This window comes from Streptomyces sp. A 4/2, from assembly GCF_940670765.1.
Classification (GTDB): domain Bacteria; phylum Actinomycetota; class Actinomycetes; order Streptomycetales; family Streptomycetaceae; genus Streptomyces.
In genome coordinates this window covers 200,302-226,258 of record NZ_CALNVW010000010.1, presented here as the reverse complement: position 1 = coordinate 226,258, position 25,957 = coordinate 200,302, and the positions used below count along the sequence as shown (strand labels likewise).

Annotated in this window: 22 protein-coding genes and 3 tRNA genes; 7 read left to right on the top strand and 18 right to left on the bottom strand. The window is 68.8% G+C overall.

Annotated elements, in window-relative coordinates:
• Positions 1 to 193: 193 nt before the first annotated feature.
• A complete protein-coding gene (locus tag NBY69_RS07635; protein WP_250299250.1) occupies positions 194 to 1,414 on the top strand; it encodes a M48 family metalloprotease in 1,221 nt (406 codons plus the stop codon).
• Positions 1,415 to 1,488: 74 nt separating this feature from the next.
• Here the strand turns inward: NBY69_RS07635 and NBY69_RS07630 are convergent, their stop codons facing one another.
• From NBY69_RS07630 to NBY69_RS07585, 10 genes are all read right to left on the bottom strand, one after another.
• A complete protein-coding gene (locus NBY69_RS07630) occupies positions 1,489 to 5,388 on the bottom strand; it encodes a DNA-directed RNA polymerase subunit beta' (protein ID WP_250299245.1) in 3,900 nt (1,299 codons plus the stop codon).
• 127 nt (positions 5,389 to 5,515) lie between these two features.
• Positions 5,516 to 8,998: a DNA-directed RNA polymerase subunit beta gene (rpoB, locus tag NBY69_RS07625; RefSeq protein WP_250299243.1), complete on the bottom strand. Its 3,483-nt coding sequence runs from the start codon at positions 8,996 to 8,998 to the stop codon at positions 5,516 to 5,518.
• Between the two features lie 554 nt (positions 8,999 to 9,552).
• Complete coding sequence (gene rplL, locus NBY69_RS07620) at positions 9,553 to 9,936, bottom strand: 50S ribosomal protein L7/L12 (RefSeq protein ID WP_250299241.1); 384 nt, start codon at positions 9,934 to 9,936, stop codon at positions 9,553 to 9,555.
• Between the two features lie 84 nt (positions 9,937 to 10,020).
• A complete protein-coding gene (gene rplJ / locus NBY69_RS07615) occupies positions 10,021 to 10,581 on the bottom strand; it encodes a 50S ribosomal protein L10 (protein ID WP_250299239.1) in 561 nt (186 codons plus the stop codon).
• Between the two features lie 268 nt (positions 10,582 to 10,849).
• Positions 10,850 to 11,776: a hypothetical protein gene (locus NBY69_RS07610; RefSeq protein ID WP_250299237.1), complete on the bottom strand. Its 927-nt coding sequence runs from the start codon at positions 11,774 to 11,776 to the stop codon at positions 10,850 to 10,852.
• Positions 11,777 to 11,941: 165 nt separating this feature from the next.
• Positions 11,942 to 12,664: a 50S ribosomal protein L1 gene (gene rplA, locus NBY69_RS07605; RefSeq protein WP_250299235.1), complete on the bottom strand. Its 723-nt coding sequence runs from the start codon at positions 12,662 to 12,664 to the stop codon at positions 11,942 to 11,944.
• A gap of 78 nt (positions 12,665 to 12,742) precedes the next feature.
• Positions 12,743 to 13,177: a 50S ribosomal protein L11 gene (gene rplK / locus NBY69_RS07600; protein WP_250299233.1), complete on the bottom strand. Its 435-nt coding sequence runs from the start codon at positions 13,175 to 13,177 to the stop codon at positions 12,743 to 12,745.
• 178 nt (positions 13,178 to 13,355) lie between these two features.
• Complete coding sequence (gene nusG / locus NBY69_RS07595; protein ID WP_250299228.1) at positions 13,356 to 14,216, bottom strand: transcription termination/antitermination protein NusG; 861 nt, start codon at positions 14,214 to 14,216, stop codon at positions 13,356 to 13,358.
• A 74-nt stretch (positions 14,217 to 14,290) separates the two neighbouring features.
• Positions 14,291 to 14,578, bottom strand: coding sequence for a preprotein translocase subunit SecE (secE, locus tag NBY69_RS07590; RefSeq protein ID WP_250299224.1), 288 nt, complete (start codon positions 14,576 to 14,578; stop codon positions 14,291 to 14,293).
• A gap of 108 nt (positions 14,579 to 14,686) precedes the next feature.
• Positions 14,687 to 14,759, bottom strand: a tRNA-Trp gene (locus NBY69_RS07585).
• A 248-nt stretch (positions 14,760 to 15,007) separates the two neighbouring features.
• Between NBY69_RS07585 and NBY69_RS07580 the strand changes: the two genes are divergently transcribed.
• The 3 genes from NBY69_RS07580 to NBY69_RS07570 all read left to right on the top strand — a co-directional run bounded on the left by NBY69_RS07580 (position 15,008) and on the right by NBY69_RS07570 (position 18,083).
• Positions 15,008 to 16,234: a pyridoxal phosphate-dependent aminotransferase gene (locus NBY69_RS07580; RefSeq protein ID WP_250299223.1), complete on the top strand. Its 1,227-nt coding sequence runs from the start codon at positions 15,008 to 15,010 to the stop codon at positions 16,232 to 16,234.
• A 123-nt stretch (positions 16,235 to 16,357) separates the two neighbouring features.
• Positions 16,358 to 17,380: an adenosine deaminase gene (locus NBY69_RS07575; RefSeq protein WP_250299222.1), complete on the top strand. Its 1,023-nt coding sequence runs from the start codon at positions 16,358 to 16,360 to the stop codon at positions 17,378 to 17,380.
• 70 nt (positions 17,381 to 17,450) lie between these two features.
• The gene (locus NBY69_RS07570) at positions 17,451 to 18,083 is read left to right on the top strand and encodes an NAD(P)-dependent oxidoreductase (RefSeq protein WP_250299221.1); all 633 of its coding nucleotides are present in this window, start codon (positions 17,451 to 17,453) and stop codon (positions 18,081 to 18,083) included.
• Positions 18,084 to 18,135: 52 nt separating this feature from the next.
• On the opposite strand, the gene NBY69_RS07565 is transcribed toward NBY69_RS07570, so the two are convergent.
• From NBY69_RS07565 to NBY69_RS07530, 8 genes are all read right to left on the bottom strand, one after another.
• A complete protein-coding gene (locus NBY69_RS07565) occupies positions 18,136 to 19,191 on the bottom strand; it encodes a UDP-N-acetylmuramate dehydrogenase (protein ID WP_250299220.1) in 1,056 nt (351 codons plus the stop codon).
• A 79-nt stretch (positions 19,192 to 19,270) separates the two neighbouring features.
• Complete coding sequence (locus NBY69_RS07560; protein ID WP_250299217.1) at positions 19,271 to 20,704, bottom strand: MFS transporter; 1,434 nt, start codon at positions 20,702 to 20,704, stop codon at positions 19,271 to 19,273.
• Between the two features lie 152 nt (positions 20,705 to 20,856).
• On the bottom strand, positions 20,857 to 21,414 hold the full coding sequence (locus NBY69_RS07555) for a TetR/AcrR family transcriptional regulator (RefSeq protein ID WP_250299215.1): 558 nt from the start codon (positions 21,412 to 21,414) through the stop codon (positions 20,857 to 20,859).
• Positions 21,415 to 21,572: 158 nt separating this feature from the next.
• A complete protein-coding gene (locus NBY69_RS07550; RefSeq protein WP_250299213.1) occupies positions 21,573 to 22,010 on the bottom strand; it encodes a MaoC family dehydratase in 438 nt (145 codons plus the stop codon).
• A 2-nt stretch (positions 22,011 to 22,012) separates the two neighbouring features.
• The gene (locus tag NBY69_RS07545; RefSeq protein ID WP_250299212.1) at positions 22,013 to 22,465 is read right to left on the bottom strand and encodes a MaoC family dehydratase N-terminal domain-containing protein; all 453 of its coding nucleotides are present in this window, start codon (positions 22,463 to 22,465) and stop codon (positions 22,013 to 22,015) included.
• 144 nt (positions 22,466 to 22,609) lie between these two features.
• The gene (rpmG, locus tag NBY69_RS07540; RefSeq protein WP_006604855.1) at positions 22,610 to 22,774 is read right to left on the bottom strand and encodes a 50S ribosomal protein L33; all 165 of its coding nucleotides are present in this window, start codon (positions 22,772 to 22,774) and stop codon (positions 22,610 to 22,612) included.
• An 85-nt stretch (positions 22,775 to 22,859) separates the two neighbouring features.
• Positions 22,860 to 22,932, bottom strand: a tRNA-Met gene (locus NBY69_RS07535).
• Between the two features lie 44 nt (positions 22,933 to 22,976).
• A tRNA-Thr gene (locus tag NBY69_RS07530) sits at positions 22,977 to 23,049 on the bottom strand.
• Positions 23,050 to 23,272: 223 nt separating this feature from the next.
• On the opposite strand from NBY69_RS07530, the gene NBY69_RS07525 reads away from it, so the two are divergent.
• The 3 genes from NBY69_RS07525 to NBY69_RS07515 all read left to right on the top strand — a co-directional run bounded on the left by NBY69_RS07525 (position 23,273) and on the right by NBY69_RS07515 (position 25,895).
• Positions 23,273 to 24,595: an amidohydrolase family protein gene (locus NBY69_RS07525; RefSeq protein WP_250299211.1), complete on the top strand. Its 1,323-nt coding sequence runs from the start codon at positions 23,273 to 23,275 to the stop codon at positions 24,593 to 24,595.
• A gap of 110 nt (positions 24,596 to 24,705) precedes the next feature.
• Entirely contained in the window at positions 24,706 to 25,362 is a 657-nt protein-coding gene (locus tag NBY69_RS07520; RefSeq protein WP_250299209.1) for an SDR family oxidoreductase, read from the top strand.
• Entirely contained in the window at positions 25,362 to 25,895 is a 534-nt protein-coding gene (locus tag NBY69_RS07515) for a GyrI-like domain-containing protein (RefSeq protein WP_250299207.1), read from the top strand. Before NBY69_RS07520 ends, NBY69_RS07515 begins: the two co-directional genes overlap by 1 nt.
• Positions 25,896 to 25,957: the final 62 nt, after the last annotated feature.

Sequence of the window (25,957 nt, the reverse complement as noted above, 5' to 3'; positions counted from 1 at the left end):
CACTCCGGCTCCCCCGCCGTACCCGCGAGACCCGCGAGACCCGCGAGACCCGCGAGACCCGCGAGCGTCCGACGCTCCTGTACCCCCGCAGTACCCGGGAACACCCGGCACTCCCGCACCACCGCACTACCCGACGGCCCCGCAGTACCCGACGGCACCTCAGTACCCGACAACTCCTCAGTACCCGACCGACGTGGCGACAGCCGAGCAGCACCCCGGCGCTCCGCAGTCCCCACAGTCCCCGCATCCGCAGCACCCGCCGAGTGCGCCCCCGCCGGGCCCGGCCGCCGTGCCGCCGCAGTACGGCCCACCCCCGGTGGAGCCCCTCGCGCCTCCGGCTCCGGAGCCTCTCGTCCATCCCCACCACATCAGCACCGCCCAGCGCCGCGTACACATCGGCGCCCGCCAGCGCGGGGCCGACGCCGCCGCCGTCGGCAATCTGCTGCTGCACCTCCCGAACCTGCTGTGCAGCCTGCTCGTCATGGTGCTGCTGTCCGCGCTCTTCGGCGGGATCGGCATCGTTCTCGTACTGATCTGGCTGGTCAGCGGGGTACTCATCTTCCATCGCCCGACCGAGAGCGCCCTGGCCCGGCACGTCCTGCGACTGCGTTACCCGACCCCGCAGGAACGGGCCCGGCTGGAGCCCGTCTGGCGCGAGGTCACCGCCCGCGCGGGCGTCGAGAACCGCACCTACGAACTGTGGATCGAGGACAGCGCCAGTCTCAACGCGGTGGCGGCGGCCGGCCACATCGTCGGCGTCACGCGGTTCGCCCTGGACAACCTGCCCAACGGTGAACTGGCCGCGGTCATGGCCCATGAACTCGGCCACCAGGTCGGGGGCCACACCTGGTCGTCGCTGCTCGGATACTGGTACGCGCTGCCCGGCCGGCTCGTCTGGCGCGCGATGCGAGGCGCCGCGGGCCTCGTCTTCCGGGCCTCACGCGGCTGCTCGTGCTTCATCGTCGGCTTCCTCGCGCTGGTCTTCGGGGGCTTCGCGCTAGCCACCCTGAGCAGCCTGTACGGAATTCCGCTGCTGCTCCTGGCCGTGCCGTACGCCCTGGCCGCCGTCAGCCGCCGCGCCGAACTCCGCGCGGACCAGCACGCCGCGGCTCTGGGGTTCGCCCCCATGCTCGCGGCCGTGCTGGAGAAGCTGCACCACACAGAGGAACAGCAGAGAGCGGCTGCCGCGCAGGCAGCCCATTACGCGCGGTACGGGCCGTACGGACAGCCCGGCCCGTACGGACAGCCCGGGGCGTACGGCCAGCCCGGGGCGTACGGACAGCCAGGGCCGTACAGCCAGCCCGCGGCCGTGCCACCCCAGAAGGAGGGCCAGCTCAGCAAGCTGCTCTCCTCCCACCCCGACTACTACACCCGGCTGCACCATCTCCAGCCGTACCTCCAGCAGCACCCCTGAGAAGCACGGCAGTTGCCGGTACGCCGAAGGGCGGCCACCCCACCGGGGTGACCGCCCTTCGTCAGACCTGCGCCTTACTGGTTGTACGGACCGTAGTCGTAGTCCTCCAGCGGAACGGCCTGGCCGGAGCCGGTGCCGAACGGCGAGTAGTCGATGTCGTCGTAGCCGACGGCCGAGTACATCGCGGCCTTGGCCTCCTCGGTGGGCTCCACCCGGATGTTGCGGTAACGGGCGAGGCCCGTACCGGCCGGGATGAGCTTACCGATGATGACGTTCTCCTTGAGGCCGATCAGGGAGTCCGACTTGGCGTTGATCGCCGCGTCGGTCAGGACCCTGGTCGTCTCCTGGAAGGACGCCGCCGACAGCCACGACTCGGTGGCCAGCGACGCCTTGGTGATACCCATCAGCTGCGGACGGCCGGAGGCGGGGTGACCGCCCTCGGTGACCACACGACGGTTCTCGGTCTCGAACTTCGAGCGCTCGACGAGCTCGCCCGGCAGCAGTTCCGCGTCGCCGGACTCGATGATCGTCACGCGGCGCAGCATCTGCCGGATGATGATCTCGATGTGCTTGTCGTGGATCGACACGCCCTGCGAGTTGTAGACCTTCTGGACTTCGCCGACCAGGTGGACCTGGACCGCACGCTGGCCGAGGATGCGCAGCACGTCGTGCGGGTTGGTGGCACCCACGGTGAGCTTCTGGCCCACCGAGACCGGGTCGCCCTCGCCGACCAGGAGACGGGCACGCTTGGAGATCGGGAACGCCGTCTCCTCGCTGCCGTCGTCCGGGGTGACGACGAGCTTCTTGGTCTTCTCGGTCTCCTCGATACGGACGCGGCCTGCCGCCTCCGAGATCGGCGCGACACCCTTGGGCGTACGGGCCTCGAAGAGCTCGACGACACGCGGCAGACCCTGCGTGATGTCGTCACCTGCCACACCACCGGTGTGGAAGGTACGCATCGTCAGCTGGGTACCGGGCTCACCGATGGACTGGGCGGCGATGATGCCGACCGCCTCACCGATGTCGACCAGCTTGCCGGTGGCCAGCGAGCGTCCGTAGCAGAAGGCACAGGTGCCGACCGCGGACTCACAGGTCAGGACCGAGCGGGTCTTGACCTCCTCGACACCGGCGCCCACCAGGGCGTCGATCAGGACGTCACCCAGGTCGACGTTGGCCGGCGCGATGACCTTGCCGTCGATGACGACGTCCTCGGCGAGCATGCGGGCGTAGACCGAGGTCTCGACGTCCTCCGTCTTGCGGAGCACACCGTCCTCGCCCTTGACCGCGATCTTGAGCTTCAGACCGCGCTCGGTGCCGCAGTCCTCCTCGCGGATGATCACGTCCTGCGAGACGTCCACCAGACGACGGGTCAGGTAACCCGAGTCGGCGGTACGCAGGGCGGTGTCCGCGAGACCCTTACGGGCACCGTGGGTGGAGATGAAGTACTCCAGCACGGAGAGACCCTCACGGAACGACGCCTTGATGGGCCGCGGGATGGTCTCGTTCTTCGCGTTCGACACCAGACCACGCATACCGGCGATCTGACGCATCTGCATCATGTTTCCTCGTGCACCCGAGTCAACCATCATGAAGATGGGGTTCGTCTTGGGGAAGTTCGCGTTCATCGCCTCGGCAACCTCGTTGGTCGCCTTGGTCCAGATCGCGATGAGCTCCTGCGTGCGCTCGTCCTTGGTGATCAGACCGCGCTCGTACTGCTTCTGGACCTTCTCGTCCTGGGCCTCGTAGCCCTGGACGATGGCCTTCTTGGCCTCCGGGACGACGATGTCCGAAACGGCGACGGTGACGCCGGAACGGGTCGCCCAGTGGAAGCCCGCAGCCTTCAGGTTGTCGAGCGTCGCCGCCACGATGACCTTGGGGTAGCGCTCGGCCAGGTCGTTGACGATCTCGGAGAGCTGCTTCTTGCCCACCGAGTAGTCGACGAACGGGTAGTCCTCGGGCAGCAGCTCGTTGAAGAGCGCGCGGCCCAGGGTCGTACGCAGCCGGAAGGTGTCACCCGGCTGGTACTCGGGCTCGCCCGCCTCGGCGACCGGCGGCACCCAGCCACGCGGCGGGATGGTGCCCACCGGGAAGCGGATGTCGACCTTCGCCTGCAGCGAGAGCTCGCGGCTGTCGAAGGCCATGATCGCCTCGGCCGTGGAACCGAAGCTCCGGCCTTCGCCGATGACCTTGCGCTCCGCCTCGTCGGTCGTGAGGAAGAACAGTCCGAGCACCATGTCCTGGGTCGGCATGGTGACGGGACGACCGTCGGCCGGCTTCAGGATGTTGTTCGAGGACAGCATCAGGATGCGGGCCTCGGCCTGCGCCTCCGCGGAGAGCGGCAGGTGCACGGCCATCTGGTCACCGTCGAAGTCCGCGTTGAACGCGGTGCAGACGAGCGGGTGGATCTGGATGGCCTTGCCCTCGACCAGCTGCGGCTCGAAGGCCTGGATGCCCAGGCGGTGCAGGGTGGGTGCACGGTTCAGCAGCACCGGGTGCTCGGCGATGACCTCTTCGAGGACGTCGTACACGACGGTGCGGCCACGCTCGACCATGCGCTTCGCCGACTTGATGTTCTGCGCGTGGTTCAGGTCGACCAGGCGCTTCATCACGAACGGCTTGAAGAGCTCCAGCGCCATGGCCTTCGGCAGACCGCACTGGTGCAGCTTGAGCTGCGGGCCGACGACGATCACGGAACGCGCGGAGTAGTCCACACGCTTGCCGAGGAGGTTCTGACGGAATCGACCCTGCTTGCCCTTGAGCATGTCGCTCAGGGACTTCAGCGGGCGGTTACCGGGACCGGTGACCGGACGACCACGGCGGCCGTTGTCGAACAGCGCGTCGACGGCCTCCTGCAGCATCCGCTTCTCGTTGTTCACGATGATCTCGGGGGCACCGAGGTCAAGGAGACGCTTGAGGCGGTTGTTGCGGTTGATCACACGGCGGTACAGGTCGTTCAGGTCGGAGGTCGCGAAGCGGCCACCGTCCAGCTGCACCATCGGACGCAGGTCCGGCGGGATGACCGGTACGCAGTCGAGCACCATGCCCTTGGGCTTGTTGGCCGTCTGCAGGAACGCGGAGACGACCTTGAGGCGCTTGAGCGCACGGGTCTTCTTCTGGCCCTTGCCGGTGCGGATGATCTCGCGGAGGCGCTCGGCCTCCTCGTTGAGGTCGAAGGACTCCAGGCGCTTCTGCAGGGCGGCGGCACCCATGCAGCCGTCGAAGTACGTGCCGAAGCGGTCACGCAGCTCGCGGTAGAGCAGCTCGTCGCCCTCCAGGTCCTGGACCTTGAGGTTCTTGAAGCGGCTCCACACCTCGTCGAGACGGTCGATCTCGCGCTGCGCACGGTCACGCAGCTGCTTCATCTCACGCTCGGCGCCTTCGCGCACCTTGCGGCGCACATCGGCCTTGGCGCCCTCGGCCTCCAGCTCGGCCAGGTCGGTCTCGAGCTTCTTGGCGCGGGCCTCCAGGTCGGAGTCACGACGGTTCTCGACCTGCTGACGCTCGACGGAGACGTGCGCCTCCAGCGAGGGCAGGTCGCGCGTCCGGCGCTCCTCGTCCACGAAGGTGATCATGTACGCGGCGAAGTAGATGACCTTTTCGAGGTCCTTCGGCGCGAGGTCCAGCAGGTAGCCCAGACGGGACGGGACACCCTTGAAGTACCAGATGTGGGTGACGGGCGCGGCCAGTTCGATGTGGCCCATCCGCTCACGACGCACCTTGGCGCGAGTGACCTCGACGCCGCAGCGCTCGCAGATGATGCCCTTGAAGCGGACACGCTTGTACTTGCCGCAGTAGCACTCCCAGTCCCGGGTCGGACCGAAGATCTTCTCGCAGAAGAGTCCGTCCTTCTCGGGCTTGAGCGTGCGGTAGTTGATGGTCTCCGGCTTCTTCACTTCGCCGTGGGACCAGGTCCGGATGTCGTCCGCGGTGGCGAGGCCAATCCGCAGCTCGTCGAAGAAGTTGACGTCGAGCACTTGTCGTCAATCCCTCTTTCGGGGGTTCGAGCCCCTCCCCCGCGAACGGGGAAATGGGCACTTCAGCAATGGTCTGAACGGGTCCGGGGAGAGCCGGCCGCCTCGGTCGAGGCGGCCGGCCAACCCGTCAGACCTCTTCGACGCTGCTCGGCTCGCGCCGGGACAGGTCGATACCGAGCTCCTCCGCTGCACGGAAGACGTCCTCGTCCGTGTCGCGCATCTCGATGGACATGCCGTCCGAGGACAGCACCTCCACGTTGAGGCAGAGCGACTGCATTTCCTTGATGAGCACCTTGAAGGACTCGGGAATGCCCGGCTCGGGGATGTTCTCGCCCTTGACGATGGCCTCGTACACCTTCACGCGGCCGGTCACGTCGTCGGACTTGATGGTCAGCAGCTCCTGGAGGGCGTAAGCGGCGCCGTATGCCTCCAGCGCCCACACCTCCATCTCACCGAATCGCTGGCCACCGAACTGAGCCTTACCACCCAGCGGCTGCTGGGTGATCATCGAGTACGGGCCGGTCGAACGCGCGTGCAGCTTGTCGTCGACCAGGTGGTGGAGCTTGAGGATGTACATGTAGCCGACCGAGATCGGCTCCGGGAACGGCTCGCCGGAGCGGCCGTCGAACATCCGCGCCTTGCCGGACGGGAGGACCATGCGGTCGCCGTCGCGGTTCGGAATGGTGGACTCGAAGAGACCGGAGATCTCGTCCTCGCGCGCACCGTCGAAGACCGGGGTGGCGACGTTGGTACGGGGAGCGACGTCGTCGGCGCCGATGGCCTTGAGCCGCTCCATCCACTCCTCGTTGCCCTCGACCTTCCAGCCCTGGCTGGCGAGCCAGCCGAGGTGGATCTCCAGGACCTGTCCCGGGTTCATTCGGGACGGGACACCCAGCGGGTTGAGGATGATGTCGACCGGGGTGCCGTCCTCCAGGAACGGCATGTCCTCGATCGGCAGGATCTTCGAGATGACACCCTTGTTGCCGTGACGGCCGGCGAGCTTGTCACCATCGGTGATCTTGCGCTTCTGCGCGACGTACACGCGAACCAGCTGGTTCACGCCCGGCGGCAGCTCGTCGCCCTCTTCACGGTCGAAGACGCGGACGCCGATGACCTTGCCGATCTCGCCGTGCGGCACCTTCAGCGAGGTGTCGCGCACTTCGCGCGCCTTCTCACCGAAGATCGCACGGAGCAGGCGCTCCTCCGGGGTGAGCTCGGTCTCGCCCTTGGGCGTGACCTTGCCGACCAGGATGTCGCCGGCGATGACATCGGCACCGATACGGATGATGCCGCGCTCGTCGAGGTCCGCGAGGACCTCCTCGGAGACGTTCGGGATGTCCCGGGTGATCTCCTCCGGGCCGAGCTTGGTGTCACGGGCGTCGACCTCGTGCTCCTCGATGTGGATCGAGGAGAGGACGTCGTCCTGCACGAGGCGCTGCGACAGGATGATCGCGTCCTCGTAGTTGTGACCCTCCCACGGCATGAACGCGACCAGCAGGTTCTTGCCGAGCGCCATCTCGCCGTTCTCGGTCGCGGGACCGTCGGCGAGCACCTGGCTCTCGACGACCCGGTCACCCTCGTTGACGACAACCTTCTGGTTGACCGAGGTGCCCTGGTTCGAGCGGGAGAACTTGGCGATGCGGTACGTCGAGTACGTGCCGTCGTCGTTGGCGATGGTGATGTAGTCCGCGGAGACCTCCTGGACCACACCGCCCTTGTCCGCCTTGAGGACGTCACCGGCGTCGACCGCACAGCGGTACTCCATGCCGGTGCCGACGAGCGGCGCCTCGGACTGGATCAGCGGCACCGCCTGACGCATCATGTTCGCGCCCATGAGGGCACGGTTGGCGTCGTCGTGCTCCAGGAACGGGATCATGGCCGTGGCGACCGACACCATCTGGCGCGGCGAGACGTCCATGTAGTCGACGTCGTCGCCGGGGATGTAGTCGACCTCGCCGCCACGACGGCGGACCAGGACACGCGGCTCGGTGAACCGCATCTCCTCGGAGAGCGTCGCGTTGGCCTGGGCGATGACGAAGCGGTCTTCCTCGTCGGCCGTCAGGTAGTCGACGTCGTCGGTGACGACGCCCTCGACGACCTTGCGGTACGGCGTCTCGACGAAGCCGAACGCGTTGACGCGGCCGTAGGAGGCGAGCGAACCGATCAGACCGATGTTCGGGCCTTCAGGGGTCTCGATCGGGCACATGCGTCCGTAGTGGGACGGGTGCACGTCACGGACCTCGAAGCCGGCCCGCTCACGGGAGAGACCACCCGGGCCAAGAGCCGACAGACGGCGCTTGTGGGTGAGACCCGACAGCGGGTTGTTCTGGTCCATGAACTGAGACAGCTGGCTGGTGCCGAAGAACTCCTTGATGGAGGCGACGACCGGCCGGATGTTGATCAGGGTCTGCGGCGTGATCGCCTCGACGTCCTGGGTCGTCATGCGCTCACGCACGACGCGCTCCATCCGGGCCAGACCCGTGCGGACCTGGTTCTGGATGAGCTCGCCGACGTTACGCAGACGACGGTTGCCGAAGTGGTCGATGTCGTCGGTCTCGACGACGATCTGACGGCCGGACTCGCCCACCGTCTCGGTCTCGCCGGCGTGCAGCTTGACCAGGTACTTGATGGTCGCGATGACGTCGTCGCTGGTGAGCACACCGGCGTCGAGCGGCTCGTCGGCGCCGAGCTTCTTGTTCACCTTGTAGCGGCCGACCTTCGCGAGGTCGTAGCGCTTCGGGTTGAAGTAGAGGTTCTCGAGCAGCGTCTGAGCAGCTTCACGCGTGGGCGGCTCGCCCGGACGCAGCTTGCGGTAGATGTCGAGCAGTGCGTCGTCCTGGCCCTGGGTGTGGTCCTTCTCCAGGGTGGCGCGCATCGACTCGTACTCGCCGAACTCTTCGAGGATCTGCTCGGTGGTCCACCCGAGAGCCTTGAGGAGAACGGTGACGGACTGCTTGCGCTTGCGGTCGATGCGGACACCGACCATGTCGCGCTTGTCGATCTCCATCTCCAGCCAGGCACCCCGGGACGGGATGATCTTGGCGGAGAAGATGTCCTTGTCGGACGTCTTGTCGATGGAGGAGTCGAAGTAGACGCCGGGCGAGCGGACCAGCTGCGACACCACGACACGCTCGGTGCCGTTGATGACGAAGGTGCCCTTGTTGGTCATGAGCGGGAAATCGCCCATGAAGACCGTCTGAGACTTGATCTCACCGGTCTCGTTGTTGGTGAACTCGGCCGTGACGAAGAGCGGCGCAGCGAAGGTGAAGTCGCGGTCCTTGCACTCGTCGATCGAGTTCTTCGGGGGCTCGAAGCGGTGGTCGCGGAACGTCAGCGACATCGACCCGGAGAAGTCCTCGATCGGCGAGATCTCCTCGAAGATCTCTTCCAGACCGGACTTGGTGGGAACGTCCTGTCCGCTTTCGAGAGCGGCCTCGACGCGACCCTTCCAAGCGGCGTTCCCGAGCAGCCAGTCAAAGCTCTCGGTCTGCAGCGCAAGGAGGTTCGGAACCTCGAGAGGTTCCCTGATCTTTGCAAAAGAGATGCGCAGCGGGGCGGTGCTGGCGCCGTTGTTCGTATTGGAGGTCGAGGCGTTGCGCGAGGCGGCCAAGAGGGGGTCCTTCCGAGGGCTCGGACTCACTACGCGCGTACCGGTCCCAAGCGGGGCACAGAGAGAGACATCCCAGGTCAGGGAAGATCAGTCTTCGATGCTCAAGCGTGGGCATGCCCCTGGTGACGGGCAGGAGGCAGCTAACAGGCAGCGCAAAGGGTCAGTGTAGCCACAAGGCTCACTGATGTCCAGAGCGGGTTTTTTGGGACCCTCATTCTTCTTCTCAACACCTGCGTCAAAGCTTCCCTCTTCGCCGCCGATCCATGCCTCGGATACGGATCGATGTGACGACGCGTCCTGAGAATTGCGCGCCCGGTCCGGTTCGTCAAGGCCCCCCACCCCGTGGGGGTCACCGTCGGCCACGCTGTGGGGACAGGAGAAGGCACCAGGTCCGGCGCACAACGAAGATCACCATACTCGTCGCGGCGGGAAGAGCAAGGCAGTCCCGGGGGGCGTCAGCACATGACGAAGGGCGACCACCCGGATGGGTGATCGCCCTTCGCTATGACGTTGTACGCGCAGGGCGTACAGAGAGAGTCAGGAGACTCTCAGAGTCACTTGACCTCGACCGAGGCGCCGGCGCCCTTGAGGGACTCGGCAGCCTTCTCGGCGGCCTCCTTGGCGACCTTCTCGAGGACGGGCTTCGGGGCGCCGTCGACGAGGTCCTTGGCCTCCTTCAGACCCAGCGAGGTCAGCTCACGCACGACCTTGATGACCTGGATCTTCTTGTCACCGGCGGCGGTGAGGATGACGTCGAACTCGTCCTGCTCCTCAGCGGCCTCGGCGGGGGCGCCAGCGCCACCGGCGGCGGCAACGGCGACCGGGGCGGCAGCCTTGACGTCGAACTTCTCCTCGAAGGCCTTGACGAACTCGGAGAGCTCGATGAGGGTCAGGTTCTCGAACTGCGCGAGCAGATCGTCCTGGGACAGCTTCGCCATGATGGCGTCCTTCCACTTTTCGGCAGGTGCCGGATGTATATGACGGCGGGCGTACGGGCCCGCTGCGAGCCGTGAGGCGGAGGGTTACTCCGCCACCTCGGCGTCGGCGGGAGCCGGCGTACCGGCACCGCCCTGCTCGACCTTGGCGCGAAGCGCGTCCGCAGTGCGGACGAACTCCGACAGCGGGGCCTGGAAAGTCGCCGCGGCCTTGGCCATCGACGCCTTGATCCCACCGGCCACCTTGGCGAGCAGAACCTCGCGGGACTCGAGGTCCGCAAGCTTCTTGATCTCATCCGCGGTCAGCGCCTTACCATCAAGGACACCGCCCTTGATGATGAGGTTGGGGTTCTCCTTGGCGAAGTCACGAAGACCCTTCGCCGACTCCACCGGGTCACCGGTGACGAAGGCAACCGCCGTCGGGCCTGCGAACAGGTCGTCCAGCGTGTTGATCCCGGCCTCGTTGGCCGCGATCTTGGTCAGCGTGTTCTTCACCACGGCGTACTGGGCGTTCTCACCGAGCGAACGGCGCAGCTGCTTGAGCTGGGCCACGGTGAGACCCCGGTACTCGGTCAGCACAGCGGCGTTCGAGCTACGGAACTGGTCCGCGAGCTCGGCTACCGCGGCAGCCTTGTCGGGCCTTGCCATAGAGCGTCGGCCTCCTTCCGGGTGATGAGGACCGCTCAGAAGGGGCTGGGAATAACGAAACGCCCCGGCACAGGTGCACGGGGCGCGAGCTCGACCGGACACGTCCGGGAGCACTTCCACGATCACCTGCGCAGGTCGTCCGCACCTAGCGGATCCTTCGGCCACCGCACCCTCTTGCGAGAGAGCAGCAACGACCAGCGGTCTTTGGCTTCGTCGGAAGAATACGCGTACGGGGGCGCACGGAGCAAATCCGGCCCCGAGCAGCCGATTACCCGGCCGGGGGCGGGGTAGAGGCCGATGCCTTCACCAGGTCGGTGAAGTCGACCGTGTCGGCGGCCGGCGGTGCGGCGGCCGACACCTTCGTACCGTAGTCCGCGTAGAAGACCGTCGCGCTGTACTCACCGGTCCTCAGCTGTCCGCGCTCGGTCTTCTTCACCAGCAGGTCGTGCCCGTCCACCCAGATGTCGACCGTCTCGGTGGTGATCCCGGCGGCGGTGAGCTGGGCCTTGAACGCCTTCAGCTCCGCGGGGCCGAGCGCCGAGTCCCGCTCCGTCAGCGCGGCGACGTCGACGGTGCCCGAGTAGTGCGTGGTGGCGACGCCCCGGATCGTCGCCCGCCCGGCCCGTTTCACCTCGCCCGAGGCCAGCAGCGCCTTCACGCCCTGGTCCGGAGCGGTTTTCTGCATCTGGTCCCGCATCGCTTCGCCGGAGGGCCCCAGCAGCCGGGAGAGGTCCGCGTAGCCGTACCGGATCCAGCGTTTGCCGCCCGTCCGCCCCGCGAAGCCGTCGCCCATGTCGGCGTAGTAGGCGTCGTGCAGATAGCGGGCCCTGATCGTGCTTCCCGCACCGGCCTGGTTCAGGGTGTCCGCCATGGTGCCGCCGGTGTACGTGATGTCCAGGGCGCCGGTGACGCCGTCGCCCCAGGCCACCGTGCCCTTCACCCGGGTGGACATCTCCGCGCCGAGGACGGTCGTCCCTTCGACCCTGGCCGACCCGGCACGGCCGGTACGGCGATCGACGGCGCGCAGGGCCGCTACGGGGGCCGCCGGGCCGCCCGCGGCCGGTGAACCGCCCGGCGGGGCGGCGGGCGCGCCGCTGCCCCTACCGCTGCCCTGGCCGCAGGCTGCCAGGGCAGCGGCCAGCGCCACCGCGATCAGCGCTGCTCTCCCCCGGTACCGCATCGCGCTGCCGCCCATGAAGTGCCCGCCCCTCAGGTGCCGATGGTCGCACGGGCCATTCTGTCGGGGTTCCCCCCACGACTTCTCCCGAAGCGCGAAAAAGCCGGGCCCCGCACCTCCGGAGAGGTGCGGGGCCCGGCGTCACAGCGCGCGTGGACCGCGACTGCCTGCCGATCCCGAGGATCAGACGGCGGCCGGGTCCTCCTCGACGAGGAGGTTGCGGGTGCGGTTGGAGTCCAGCGGGATGCCGGGGCCCATCGTGGTGGCCAGCGTGGCCTTCTTGATGTAGCGGCCCTTGGCGGCCGACGGCTTCAGACGAAGGATCTCGTCCAGCGCGGCGGCGTAGTTCTCGACCAGCTTCGTCTCGTCGAAGGAAACCTTGCCGATGATGAAGTGCAGGTTCGAGTGCTTGTCGACGCGGAACTCGATCTTGCCGCCCTTGATGTCCGTGACAGCCTTCGTCACGTCCGGGGTGACCGTTCCGGTCTTCGGGTTCGGCATGAGCCCACGCGGACCGAGCACGCGGCCGAGGCGGCCGACCTTGCCCATGAGGTCCGGGGTGGCGACGACGGCGTCGAAGTCCAGACGGCCCTTCGCAACCTCGTCGATGAGCTCGTCGGCGCCGACGATGTCGGCTCCGGCGGCTTCCGCGGCCGCAGCACGGTCACCGGTCGCGAAGACCAGGACCCGGGCGGTCTTGCCGGTGCCGTGCGGCAGGTTCACGGTGCCGCGGACCATCTGGTCGGCCTTGCGCGGGTCGACGCCCAGACGCATGGCGACCTCGACGGTGCCGTCGAACTTGGTCGCGGAGGTGTCCTTGGCGAGGCGGACGGCTTCGAGCGGGGCGTACAGCTTGTCCGCGTCGATCTTGGCGTCCGCAGCGCGGAGAGTCTTGCTGCGCTTCACTTCTGCTCCTAGAGGGGAGTGGGAGTCGTGGTGCGGGCCGGCGCTGGCCCTACCACTGTGGTGCGGAGGGGGGCTTGATCAGCCCTCGACCGTGATGCCCATGGAACGGGCGGTGCCAGCGATGATCTTCGACGCGGCGTCGAGGTCGTTGGCGTTCAGGTCGGGCATCTTCGTCGTGGCGATCTCGCGGACCTGGGCGCCGGTGAGCTTGGCGACCTTCGTCTTGTGCGGCTCGCCGGAGCCCTTCTCCACGCCTGCGGCCTTGAGGATCAGCTTCGCGGCGGGCGGAGTCTTGGTGATGAAGGTGAAGGAACGGTCTTCGTAGACCGTGATCTCCACCGGCACGACCATGCCACGCTGCGACTCGGTCGCGGCGTTGTAGGCCTTGCAGAACTCCATGATGTTGACGCCGTGCTGACCCAGTGCGGGGCCGACCGGCGGAGCCGGGTTGGCCGCACCGGCCTTGATCTGGAGCTTGATAAGCCCCGTGACCTTCTTCTTCTTGGGAGGCATTGCTCTCTCCGGGTCCTAGTGAGAGTGTTTCGCCTTTGTCCGGTCATCCGGATGGAGGCATACCGCGCAACGATAACGGGTATAGCTGCGCGACCAAAAACCAAGCAGGTCAGACCCGCTGCGAGAGCCGGTCTGACCTGTTTGGAAGGCGTGTGTCCAGAAGCTCGGGAAAGCTCCGTCAGTTCTTCTGGATCTGGTCGAAGCTGAGCTCGACCGGAGTCTCGCGGCCGAAGATCTCGACGAGACCCTTGACCTTCTTCGAGTCGGCGTTGATCTCGTTGATCGTCGCCTGCAGCGTCGCGAACGGGCCGTCGGTGACGGTGACCGAGTCGCCGACCTCGAAGTCCAGCACCTGGACCTCGACCTTGCGGGCCGGAACCGGCTTGCCCTCGGCCTCGGCGGCCTCACGGGCGGCCTTCTCCTCGGCCTCCGGGGCGAGCATCTTGACGATCTCGTCCAGGGTCAGCGGGTACGGGTCGTAGGCGTTGCCGACGAAGCCGGTGACGCCGGGGGTGTTACGCACCACGCCCCAGGACTCGTTGGTGAGGTCCATGCGGACCAGGACGTAGCCGGGAAGCTTGTTCTGGCGGACGTTCTTACGCTCGCCGTTCTTGATCTGGACGATCTCTTCCTCGGGCACTTCGGCCTGGTAGATGAACTCCTCGACGTTCAGCGAGACGGCGCGCTGCTCCAGGTTGGCCTTCACACGCTTCTCGTAACCGGCGTACGTGTGGATGACGTACCACTCGCCGGGCAGACCGCGGAGCTCCTGGCGCAGGGCCTCGACCGGGTCGACCGCGGGGACGTCGGCGACCTCTTCGGCCTCGTCCTCCGCGTCCTCGGACTCTTCGTCCTCGACAGCGGTCTCGTCCTCGGCGTGCACAGCGGCCTCTTCAGCGGGCTCACCGGCGGCGGCGTCGGCAGCTTCTGCCTGGTCCGGGTCCTCAGCGTCTGCCGCCTCGACGATGTCGAGCTCGTCCTCTGCGGACTCGAAGCTTTCGCCCGGCTCGACGGCCTCGTTCAGGTTCGGGTCAGACACGGTGGCTGCTTCTTCCTGGATACAAATCGGGTGGAACGTGCGAAAGGGGCGCCGCTCCCGGCGCCCTTCGCGGCTCAGCCAAAGACGTATTTGGCGGCTTGGTTGAAGCCATAGTCAATCACGGTCACGATGCCGATCATGATGACGACGAACACGATCACCACGGTGGTGTAGGTCGAGAGCTGGCTCCGGGTCGGCCAGACAACCTTGCGCAGTTCCGCGACGATCTGGCGGTAGAAAAGCGCGAGACGGCCGAAGGGGCCCTTCTTGCCGCGCTTTCCGCCCTTGCGCGCCTTCTTCGACTCCGGCGCTTCGTCATCCTGCGCATCAGGCACGTCGATGGAGCCGACGGCGTCCGTCACGATCTCTCACCTGATTCCGGGTCGTGGCCGTGCCGCGCCCGGTGGAGCCGCACGGCGGTGCATTGAAGTACGTACATGCGCACACAACCCTGGCGAAGGTGTGTGTAGCAGGGCCGGAGGGACTTGAACCCCCAACCGCTGGTTTTGGAGACCAGTGCTCTACCAATTGAGCTACGACCCTTTGTGGTTCCCCCAACCTACCGCATCCGACCGAGTGCACCGAGTGCGTTCAGCAGGACGGTTGGTGAGGGCCAACGACCAGTGAGTGTACGTGTTCAGGGGCCTGACGTCGAACAGCTTGCCCGGGGCCACTCCCCGACCCCCGGTGTGCGTCCGGTTTCGTCACGGTGTCCACCTGTCGAAAGCCCGGGTGTCCGCCCATCGAAACCTGTGTGCCGAGTGCGTTTGCGGTCTGGGACCATGGGGCTCATGAGCGCTGCAACTCCTCCGACCGAGCGCAGGGTCTCCGCCCGCATCGGTGCTATCTCCGAGTCCGCCACCCTGGCTGTCGACGCCAAGGCGAAGGCCCTGAAGGCCGCCGGCCGACCGGTGATCGGCTTCGGTGCCGGTGAGCCCGACTTCCCCACGCCCGGCTACATCGTCGAGGCCGCTGTCGAGGCCTGCCGCAACCCCAAGTACCACCGCTACACCCCGGCCGGCGGGCTCCCCGAGCTCAAGGCCGCCATCGCCGCGAAGACGCTGCGCGACTCCGGTTACGAGGTCGAGGCCTCCCAGGTGCTCGTCACCAACGGCGGCAAGCAGGCCATCTACGAGGCGTTCGCCGCGATCCTCGACCCGGGCGACGAGGTCATCGTCCCGGCTCCGTACTGGACCACCTACCCGGAGTCGATCCGGCTCGCGGGCGGCGTCCCCGTCGAGGTCGTGGCCGACGAGACCACCGGCTACCGGGTCTCCGTCGAGCAGCTCGAAGCCGCCCGTACGGAGAAGACCAAGGTCGTCCTCTTCGTCTCCCCCTCGAACCCGACCGGCGCCGTCTACAGCGCCGCCGACACCGAGGCCATCGGGCGCTGGGCCGTCGAGCACGGGCTGTGGGTGCTGACCGACGAGATCTACGAGCACCTGGTGTACGGCGACGCGAAGTTCACCTCGCTGCCCGCCGTCGTGCCCGAGCTGCGTGACAAGTGCATCGTGGTCAACGGCGTCGCCAAGACGTATGCCATGACCGGCTGGCGCGTGGGGTGGATCGTCGGCCCGAAGGACATCGTGAAGGCCGCGACCAACCTCCAGTCGCACGCCACCTCCAACGTCTCCAACGTCTCCCAGGCCGCCGCGCTCGCCGCCGTCTCCGGGAACCTGGACGCGGTCGACGAGATGCGTACCGCCTTCGACCGGCGCCGCAAGGCCATCGTGCGGATGCTGAACGAGATCGACGGCGTGCTCTGCCCGGAGCCGGAGGGCGCGTTCTACGCGTACCCCTCGGTGAAGGCGCTCCTCGGCAAGCAGATCCGCGGCAAGCGCCCGCAGACCTCGGTCGAGCTGGCCGCGCTGATCCTGGACGAGGCCGAGGTGGCCGTGGTGCCCGGCGAGGCGTTCGGTACGCCCGGTTACCTGCGGTTCTCCTACGCGCTGGGCGACGAGGACCTGGCCGAGGGCATCGGCCGGGTGCAGAAGCTGCTGGCCGAGGCCACGGACTGACGCGTCGGAGACAACGCGGGAACGGGCCCAGGCAGTCGCCGGGGCCCGTTTCTCTGTTCGGCCACCCACTCGTCGGTGGCATGCGGGTACCGGCGTGGTGGGTCCGTACGGCAGGATCCTGGGATGGAGCACGTACGTGACATCAGGCTGCTGCCGAAGGCCCATCTGCATCTGCACTTCACCGGGTCGATGCGGCCCACGACCCTGCTGGAACTGGCCGACAGATACGGCGTGCACCTGCCCGAGGCGCTGACCGGCGGCGAGCCTCCGAAGCTGCGGGCCACCGACGAGCGCGGCTGGTTCCGTTTCCAGCGGCTCTACGACATCGCCCGGTCCTGCCTGCGCGCGCCGGAGGACATCCAGCGGCTGGTGCGCGAGGCCGCCGAGGAGGACGTACGGGACGGTGCGGGCTGGCTGGAGATCCAGGTCGACCCCACCTCGTACGCACCGCTGCTCGGCGGGCTGATCCCTGCGCTGGAGATCATCCTGGACGCGGTGGACGCCGCGTCGCGGGAGACCGGGCTCGGGATACGGGTCGTGGTGGCCGCGAACCGGATGAAGCACCCCCTGGACGCCCGGACGCTCGCCCGCCTCGCGGTGCGGTACGCGGACCGGGGCGTGGTCGGGTTCGGGCTCTCCAACGACGAACGCCGGGGCATGGCCCGCGACTTCGACCGGGCCTTCGCCATCGCCCGGGAGGGCGGCCTGCTGGCCGCGCCGCACGGCGGGGAGCTCAGCGGCCCCGCGTCGGTCCGCGACTGCCTGGACGATCTGCACGCCTCGCGGATCGGGCACGGGGTGCGGGCCGCCGAGGACCCCGCCCTGCTGAAGCGGCTGGCCGACCGCGGGGTGACCTGCGAGGTGTGCCCGGCGTCGAACGTGGCGCTCGGTGTCTACGAGAAGCACGAGGACGTACCCCTGCGACGGTTGTTCGACGCCGGGGTGCCGATGGCGCTCGGCGCGGACGACCCGCTGCTGTTCGGGTCGCGACTGGCGGCCCAGTACGAGCTGGCACGCGCCCAGGGGTTCAGCGACGCCGAACTGGCCGAGCTGGCACGGCAGTCGGTGCGCGGCTCGGCGGCGCCGGCGGACGTCCGTACGAAGATGCTGGCCGGCGTGGACGACTGGCTCACGGGTCGACCATGAGCGGGCGAGCGGAGGAGACCGCGCAGGCGGTCGGCCCCGGCGGCACTTACCCACCCCAGGAGGGTGCGCGATGAAACTCACCGTGTTCGGCGCGACCGGCGGTATCGGCGGGCAGATCGTCCGGCAGGCGCTGGAGTCCGGCCATCAGGTGACGGCCGTGGTGCGCGATCCGGCGCGGCTGACCGCGACGGGAGCGGGACTCGACGTGTTCCGCTCGGACCTGCGGGACGCGGAGTCGCTGCGCGCCGCGGTGGCGGGCCGGGACGCGGTGCTCTCCGGGCTCGGGGCACGGGCCCGCAAGGACGCGGGCGTCGCCGCGGTCCTCACCCGCCCGGTGCTGGCGGCGATGGAGGCGGAGGGCGTACGGCGGCTGCTGGTGGTGAGCGCGGCTCCGCTGGCGCCGGTCACCGCGGGGCAGTCGCTGGTCGACCGCGCGGCGCTGGGCCTGATCGGCGCGATCCTGAAGGACGTGTACGCCGATCTGCGGGTCATGGAGGACGAGATCGCACGGAGCGCCACGGACTGGACGGCCGTCCGGCCGCCGAAGCTGACGAACAAGCCGCTGACCGGCACGTACCGGACCGTCATCGGTGGCAATCCGCGCGGCGGCAGGTCCATCGCGCGCGCCGACGTGGCGCACGCGATGCTGGCGATGATCGACGACCCGGCGACGGTGCGGCAAGGGGTCGGGGTCGCGTACTAGGGCCTTTTGCTGCCGGGGCCCGGGATGCGTACGCGGGTCCCCGACCGCCTCGTCAGAGGCTGACGCCCACCGTCACCGGCTCGTTGACCAGCGTCACGCCGAACGCCTCGTGCACGCCCGCGACGACCTCGCGGGCGAGTGCGAGCAGGTCGTCGGTGGTGGCGGCGCCGCGGTTGGTCAGGGCCAGCGTGTGCTTGGTGGAGATACGGGCCGGGCCGGTGCCGTACCCCTTGGTGAAGCCCGCCTTGTCGATGAGCCAGGCCGCGGAGGTCTTGGTGTACCCCTCTCCCGCGGGGAACGCGGGCGGTCCGGCGTCCGGGCCGAGGCGGTCGTGCACCCGGGTGCGGAAGGCGGCGAACGCCTCGTCGTCCAGGATCGGGTTGGTGAAGAACGAACCGGCCGACCAGGTGTCGTGGTCCCCGGCGTCCAGCACCATGCCCTTGCCCGCCCGCAGCCGCAGCACGGTCTCGCGGGCGACCGCGGCCGGCACCCGGTCACCGGCCTCGACGCCGAGCGCGCGCGCCGTCTCCGGGTAGGCGATCGGGGCCGAGAGGCCGCCCGCGTCTTCGAGCTGGAAGCGGACACGCAGCACCAGAAAGCGGTCCGGCTCGGACTTGAAACGACTGTTCCGGTACGAGAACCGGCACTCGGCGCGGGGAATCGTGACGGTCTCCCCCGTGCTCCGGTCGTAGGCGACGACCTCGGTGATGGTCGAGGAGACCTCCTGGCCGTACGCCCCGACGTTCTGGATCGGCGTCGCACCCGCGGAACCAGGGATTCCGGCCAGGCACTCGATCCCCGCGAGCCCGGCTTCGACGGTACGGGCCACCGCGTCGCTCCAGACCTCGCCGGCCGCGAGCTCCAGCGTCGTGCCGGAGAGCGTGCAGCCCCGGGTCGCGATCCGCAGGGCGGTGCCCGCGAACCCCTTGTCTCCGATGACCAGGTTGGACCCGCCGCCGATGACCAGCAGCGGGGTGCCGCTCGCATCGGCCTCGCGGGCGGCTTCGATCACTTCGGCGTCGGTCTCGGCGGTGATCAGCCGGGTCGCGGGGCCGCCGAGGCGGAAGGTGGTCAGGGGGGCGAGTGGGGCTTCGAAGAGTTCCTGCACGGGGCCAAGCGTACGAGAACGGCCCCGCCGTTCGGGCGGGGCCGTTCCACGCGTTCCCCGACGGACCGCCGGGCGGCGGTCAGGCGGAGACGAGCGCCCGCTCCTCGTCGGCGGCCTCCTCCGCCGGGCCCGGGACGCCACGGCCCGGGATCAGCAGGGCGGCGGCGAGCGCCGCGACGGCGACCACCGCGGCGCCGATCCACAGGGCGGGGACGGTGCCGTCCGTGAAGGCCGTCGGCGTCTCGTACCCGCCCTGAGCCGCGAAGACCGCGCCGAGGACCGCGATGCCCAGCGATCCGCCGACTTCCCGCACGGCGTTGTTCGTACCGGAGGCGACACCCTGTTCGGAGGGCCGCACGCTGGACATGACCACACTGGACGCGGGGGCGAAGAACAGCGCCATCCCGGTTCCGCCGAGGATCAGGGCCGGAAGCATCGCCGGGTACGAGACGTCCGTACCGATGGTCATCGCGAAGAGCGCCAGGCCGACGGCCTGGAGGGCGAGGCCCACCGCGACCACCGGGCGGCTGCCGATCCGGTCCGAGAGGATGCCCGCGAACGGCGCGATGACCAGCGGCATTCCGGTCCAGGGCAGCATCCGCAGCCCCGCCTCGGTGGGCGAGTAACCGACGACCCCCTGGAAGAACTGGCTGAGCAGGAAGATCGAACCGAACATCCCCAGGAACATGAGCATGCTGGCCAGATTGATCCCGGCGAAGCCGCGGTTACGGAAGAGCCGCATGGGGAGCATGGGGCGGGGATGGGTGAACCCGTGGCGGACGAACCCGGCCAGGAGCACGGCACCGGCGATGAGACTGGTCAGGATCGGAGCGCTGGCCCAGCCGTCCGACTGCCCGTTGACCAGGCCGTAGACGATCCCGAAGAGCCCGCCGCTGACGAGGAGCGTGCCAGGGACGTCGAGGCGGGCGTCCGGGGCGTACGACTCGGTGAGGCGCAGCCGGGCGAACGGCAGCAGCACCAGGCCGATCGGCACGTTGAGCCAGAAGATCCACTGCCAGGACAGGTGCTCGGTGAGGCTGCCGCCGATGAGCGGACCGCTGGCGACCGCGAGTCCGGTGACGGCGCTGAAGATCCCGAGGGCCGCACCACGGCGGGCGGCGGGCACGGCCGCGGTGAGCAGGGTCAGGGTGAGCGGCATCATGATCGCGGCGCCGACGCCCTGCACCGCGCGGGCGGCGATCAGCGGCGCGATGCCCGGGGCGAGGGCCGCCGCGGCGGAGGCGCCGGTGAATATCGTGAGGCCCACGAGGAAGAGCTTCCGGCGCCCGAACCGGTCACCGAGGGCGGCACCGAACATGAGCAGGACGGCGAAGGTGAGGGTGTACGCGCTCACCGTCCACTGGAGGTCCTCCAGCGCGCCGCCGAGGTCCTTGCGGATGGAGGGCAGGGCCGTGGTGACGACGAGGTTGTCGAGAGCCGCCATGAATCCGGCGGCGCTGGTGATGACCAGGGCCCAGGTGGCACCTGCGCGCCGGGCTGCTTGTTCGTTCACTTGCTCCCCCTGAAGCTTCGGACGTTCGTTCACTTGCTCCCCCTGAAGCTCGGACCGGTCGGTCTTAGTAATTGATCACTAACTTGTCCGGGCATGCGCATGGCCCGCCCGATGGTGCGCGTTCAGCACGTCGGCGCCGGCACCCGCGGCGCTTATTTCTTGGGCTGGGCCGAGTCGTAGAAGCCGGTCCAGACCCGGTGGTCCGCGGAGAACCCCAGCGAGACAAGGGTGTTGATGAGCATGCCGTACGCCAGGAACTGGGTGGTCTCGCCCGTGTCCACGCCGAGTGCCAGCTGGATCGCGTCGTACAGCCCCATCCAGCCGGCCCGCAGCACCCGGCCGAACTCGTGGTCACCGGACGCCTCGGCGGAGGCCACCGCGACGTACATCTGCATCTGCATCAGCAGCTTGTCCGGGTCGTCCGCGATGAGCGCCTGGTACGCCTGCCCCATGGCGTGCAGGGCCTCATCGCCCTGCAACCCCTCGGCCGCCTTCACGAAGACGGCCGTGGTGTCCTCGATGCAACGGCCGGACGCCGCGAGGAAGATGGCTTCTTTGTTCGGGAAGAGCCGGAAGAGATACGGCTGCGAGACACCCACCCGCTTGGCGATCGCCTCGGTTGCGGTGCCGTGATAGCCGCCGCGGGCGAATTCGATCATCGCCGCGCGGATGACGCTCTCACGTCGCTCCTCTGCGCTCATCCTGACCATACGAGAAAGTTAGTGACTGATAACTATCCGTGTCAAGAGGTGCCACGGTCCGGGCCGGATACGGGGGCGGGCGCGGCGGCGGGTGGGGGGACGCGTGAGGGGCGCCCGCACTCGGCGGACGCCCCTCACCACTCGCACGCAGTTACGCAGGTGCGCACTCAGGCGAGGCGGACCACCGCGCGGGACATGCCCAGGACCTTCTTGTCGTCGCTCATCGCCGTGAGGTCCACCCGTACCGTCCTGTCCTCGGGTTCCCCCACGACGGCCCCGACCTTGGCGCTGACCTCGATCAGCGCGCCCTTGTCGTCGTTCGGGACGACGACCGGCTTGGTGAAGCGGACGCCGTACTCCACGACCGCACCGGGGTCGCCCAGCCAGTCCGTGACCACCCGGATCGCCTCGGCCATGGTGAACATCCCGTGCGCGATGACGTCGGGCAGCCCGACCTCCACCGCGAACTTCTCGTTCCAGTGGATCGGGTTGAAGTCGCCGGACGCGCCCGCGTACTGCACCAGCGTCGCGCGCGTCACCGGAAAGGACTGAGGGGGCAGCTCGGTGCCGACCTCGACACTGTCGTACGAAATCTTCGCCGTCACCGTCACGCCTCCTCGGCCGCTCGCGACACCAGCTTCGTCCACGCGGTCACGACATGTTCGCCGGACTCGTCGTGGACCTCACCGCGGATGTCGATGATGTCGTTCCCCGCCAGGGACTTGATCGCCTCGATGGTCGAAGTGACCGTCAGCCGGTCTCCCGCCCGCACCGGGCGCCGGTAGGCGAACTTCTGGTCGCCGTGCACCACCCGCGAGTAGTCCAGGCCCAGCTGGGGGTCCTGGATGACGGCGCCCGCCGCTTTGAATGTGATGGAGAAGACAAAGGTCGGCGGCGCTATTACGTCGGAGTGACCCAGCGCTTTCGCCGCTTCCGGATCGGTGTACGCGGGATTGGCGTCACCCACCGCATCGGCGAACTCGCGGATCTTCTCCCGGCCGACCTCGTACGGCGCGGAGGGCGGATACGTCCGCCCCACGAAGGACTGGTCGAGCGCCATGGCTCACTACCTCCTGCTTGGTTGCCGGGAAAACCGGAAATGCCGAGAGTGAGAATAACCGTGAGTCACTGCAGAAACGACGCGAGGCCGCCCCCGGTGAAGGGGACGGCCTCGGGCCTGTGCCTGTGGAGTGAAACGCCTGGGTCAGCGCGTTTCGCGGTGCGCGGTGTGCGAGTTGCAGCGCGGGCAGTGCTTCTTCATCTCAAGACGGTCCGGGTCGTTACGCCGGTTCTTCTTGGTGATGTAGTTCCGCTCCTTGCACTCCACGCAGGCCAGCGTGATCTTCGGGCGGACGTCGGTGGCAGCCACGTGAGTGCTCCTTGGACGGATGGACGGATGAACGCATAAAAGAGTAGCCGATCGAAGGACCGACCCCACAATCGGCTACCGTGTGTAGCGGTGACCGGACTTGAACCGGTGACACAGCGATTATGAGCCGCTTGCTCTACCGACTGAGCTACACCGCTTTGATACGGAATCCCTCACCCGAAGGTGAGGGCTACCGCACCAGAGCCCCAATACGGAATCGAACCGTAGACCTTCTCCTTACCATGGAGACGCTCTACCGACTGAGCTATTGGGGCGAGCGATGAAGACATTACACGGTCCTTCGCCGACGCCCAAATCCTTATGGGAGCCCCTCCCGGCAGCCCCCGCGCCGGTTCCGCACACCTCCCCCGCAGGCCACAAGAAGCACCACCGGTACGACTATTGCGCCCCTCCTCGAAGCCCGGCCGACAGGCGCCTAGGCTCGCTTCACGCTGTGTGACATCACCCGTCATGCCCGGCCCCGTACCCAGGAGCGCGATGCCCGACCGCCAGCCGCGGCCTCCCGAAGGAGTCACCGCAGACGCCACCGGGCTCCTGCTCCGTGGCGCCCGTCTGACCGACGGGCGCACCGTGGACGTACGCCTCAGCGACGGGCGCATCGAAGCCGTCGGCACCGCGGGCAGCCTCGGCGGCCGGGGCTCCCGCGTCGACCTCAGCGGATTCCTGCTGCTCCCGGCCCCGGCCGAGCCGCACGCGCACAGCGACACCGCGCTCACCGCCGAGGCCCGCCCGCTGGGCGGCGGACCCGCCGCCGGTGGAGCGGACCCGCCCGGGGGGCCCGCCAACCGCACAATTCCCACCAATCCAGCACACCTCGCCGGGCCCGTCGCCGACGGCGTCCCGGACATCCAGCGCCGTGCCACCGAGGCCGCCCTGCTGCAGCTCGGGCACGGCGCCACCGCCCTGCGTTCACACGTCCGCATCGGCGACGTCCAGGGGCTCGGCGCCATGGAAGCCGTACTCCAGGCCCGGCGGTCCCTGCACGGGCTCGCCGACCTCACGGCCGTGGCCGTGCCCCGGCTGCTCACCGGCCTCGCGGGCGCCGACGGGCTCGCGATGCTGCGGGACGCCGTGAAGATGGGCGCCGCGGTCGTCGGCGGCTGCCCCGACCTCGATCCCGACCCGACCGGATACGTCCAGGCCGTCCTCGAAGTCGCCGCCGAGCAGGGCTGCGCCGTCGATCTGCACACGGACGGTGACGACCCCGCGCGGCTGGCCAGGCTCGCGGCCATGTCCGGCGGGCTGCGTCCGGGCGTCGCGATCGGGCCCTGCGGCGGGCTGTCCCGGCTGCCGCACGACACGGCCGCCCGCGCCGCCGGCCAACTGGCCGCCGCCGGGGTGACCGTGATCTGCCAGCCGCAGGGCGGCTGCGGCGGCGTGGAGCGGCGCGGTGTGGCCCCCGTACGGCTGCTCCGCGCGGCCGGGGTGCGCGTCGCCGCGGGCAGCGGGGCGCTGCGCGACCTGACCAACCCGGTGGGCCGCGGGGACCCGCTGGAGGCCGCCTACCTGCTCGCGTCGCAGAGCGGGCTGCGGGCTGCGGAGGCGTACGAGGCGGTCAGTTCGGCGGCGCGGGGAGCGATGGGGCTGCCCGAGGTGCGGCTGGAGGCGGGCTTCCCGGCCGAGCTCCTCGCGGTGCGCGGGGAACGGCTCTCCTCGGTGCTCTCCCTCGCGTACAGCCGCATCGTCATCCACCGCGGGCGGGTCGTCGCGCGGACCAGTGCGGTGCGGGAGTACTGCGACTCGGCAGCGGCCATCGCGTTCGAACTGCCGCGCCAGGGACGGACGGACGTCGGTCCCTGAACGGGCGTCGTGCCTCGTCAGCGCCGGTTCCGGGGCGGTTCCGGAAGGGTGCGGGCCCCGTCCGCGCGGATCCTGAGCGGGCCGGGCCACTCCGGCGTACCGTCGAAACCATGCGCATTGTCATCGCAGGTGGACATGGTCAGATCGCGCTGCGGCTGGAGCGTCTGCTCGCCGCGCGCGGTGACGAGGTCGCGGGCATCATCCGCGCCGCAGGACAGGCGGACGACCTGAGAGCCGCGGGCGCCGAACCGGTCGTGCTGGACCTGGAGTCGGCGACCGTGGCGCAGGTGGCGCAGGCGTTGGAGGGCGCGGACGCGGTGGTCTTCGCGGCGGGCGCGGGTCCGGGCAGCACCGCCGAACGCAAGGACACCGTGGACCGGGACGCGGCCGTGAAGTTCGCGGACGCCGCCGAACAGGCCGGGGTACGCCGCTACCTGATCGTCTCGTCCATGGGCGCCGACACCACGCACCAGGGCGACGGCATCTTCGACGCCTATCTGCGCGCGAAGGGCGCGGCGGACGAGGCGGTGCGGTCCAGGACCGGCCTGGACTGGACGGTCCTGCGCCCCGGCGCGCTGACCGACGACGCGGGCACCGGTCACGTACGCCTGGAAGCCAGAACGGGGCGCGGTCCGGTCACCCGTGACGACGTGGCGGCGGTGCTGGCCGAGCTCGTCGAAACCCCGGCGACGGCGGGCCTGACACTGGAGTTGATCGGCGGCTCGGTGCCGGTCGCCGTCGCGGTCAAGGACGTGGCAGGCAACTGATGCAGAACACACCGGTGACCGTGGAGCGGGCGGCGCAGCCGTACGCGGCGGTCCGGGAAGCCGTCACGATGGACACCTTCCCGCTGATCGCCGACCGCCTGGTGGACGTCTTCGGCTGGCTCGCGGAGCGCGGGATCGAGACCGCGGGCGCGCCGTTCTTCCGGTACCTGGTGATCGACATGGAACGCGGGATGGAGGTCGAGGCCGGTGTGCCGATGGCTTCGGATCCGGCCGGCGCGGACGCCGGTGGGGACCCCGACGCGGGTGAGATCTTCACGGACGTACTGCCTGCCGGGACATATCTGACGGTCACTCACATCGGCCACCCGCAGGAGCTCTTGGGGGTGACGGCCGGACTTCTGGAGTGGGCCGCCGCGCGCGGTACGGAGTGGGACATGGAGAAGGCCGACGTGGTCGAGGAGTGGGGCTGCCGCCTGGAGATCTACAAGACGGATCCGCGCGAGGAGCCGGACATGTCCAAGTGGGAAGTGGAGCTGGCCTTCCGGCTGAAGGACCACCGAAAGGACCACTGAAGGATCGATGAAGGGCCGCTGAAGGGCCACTGACGGGCTGCCGGGAGGCCACGGAAGGGGCA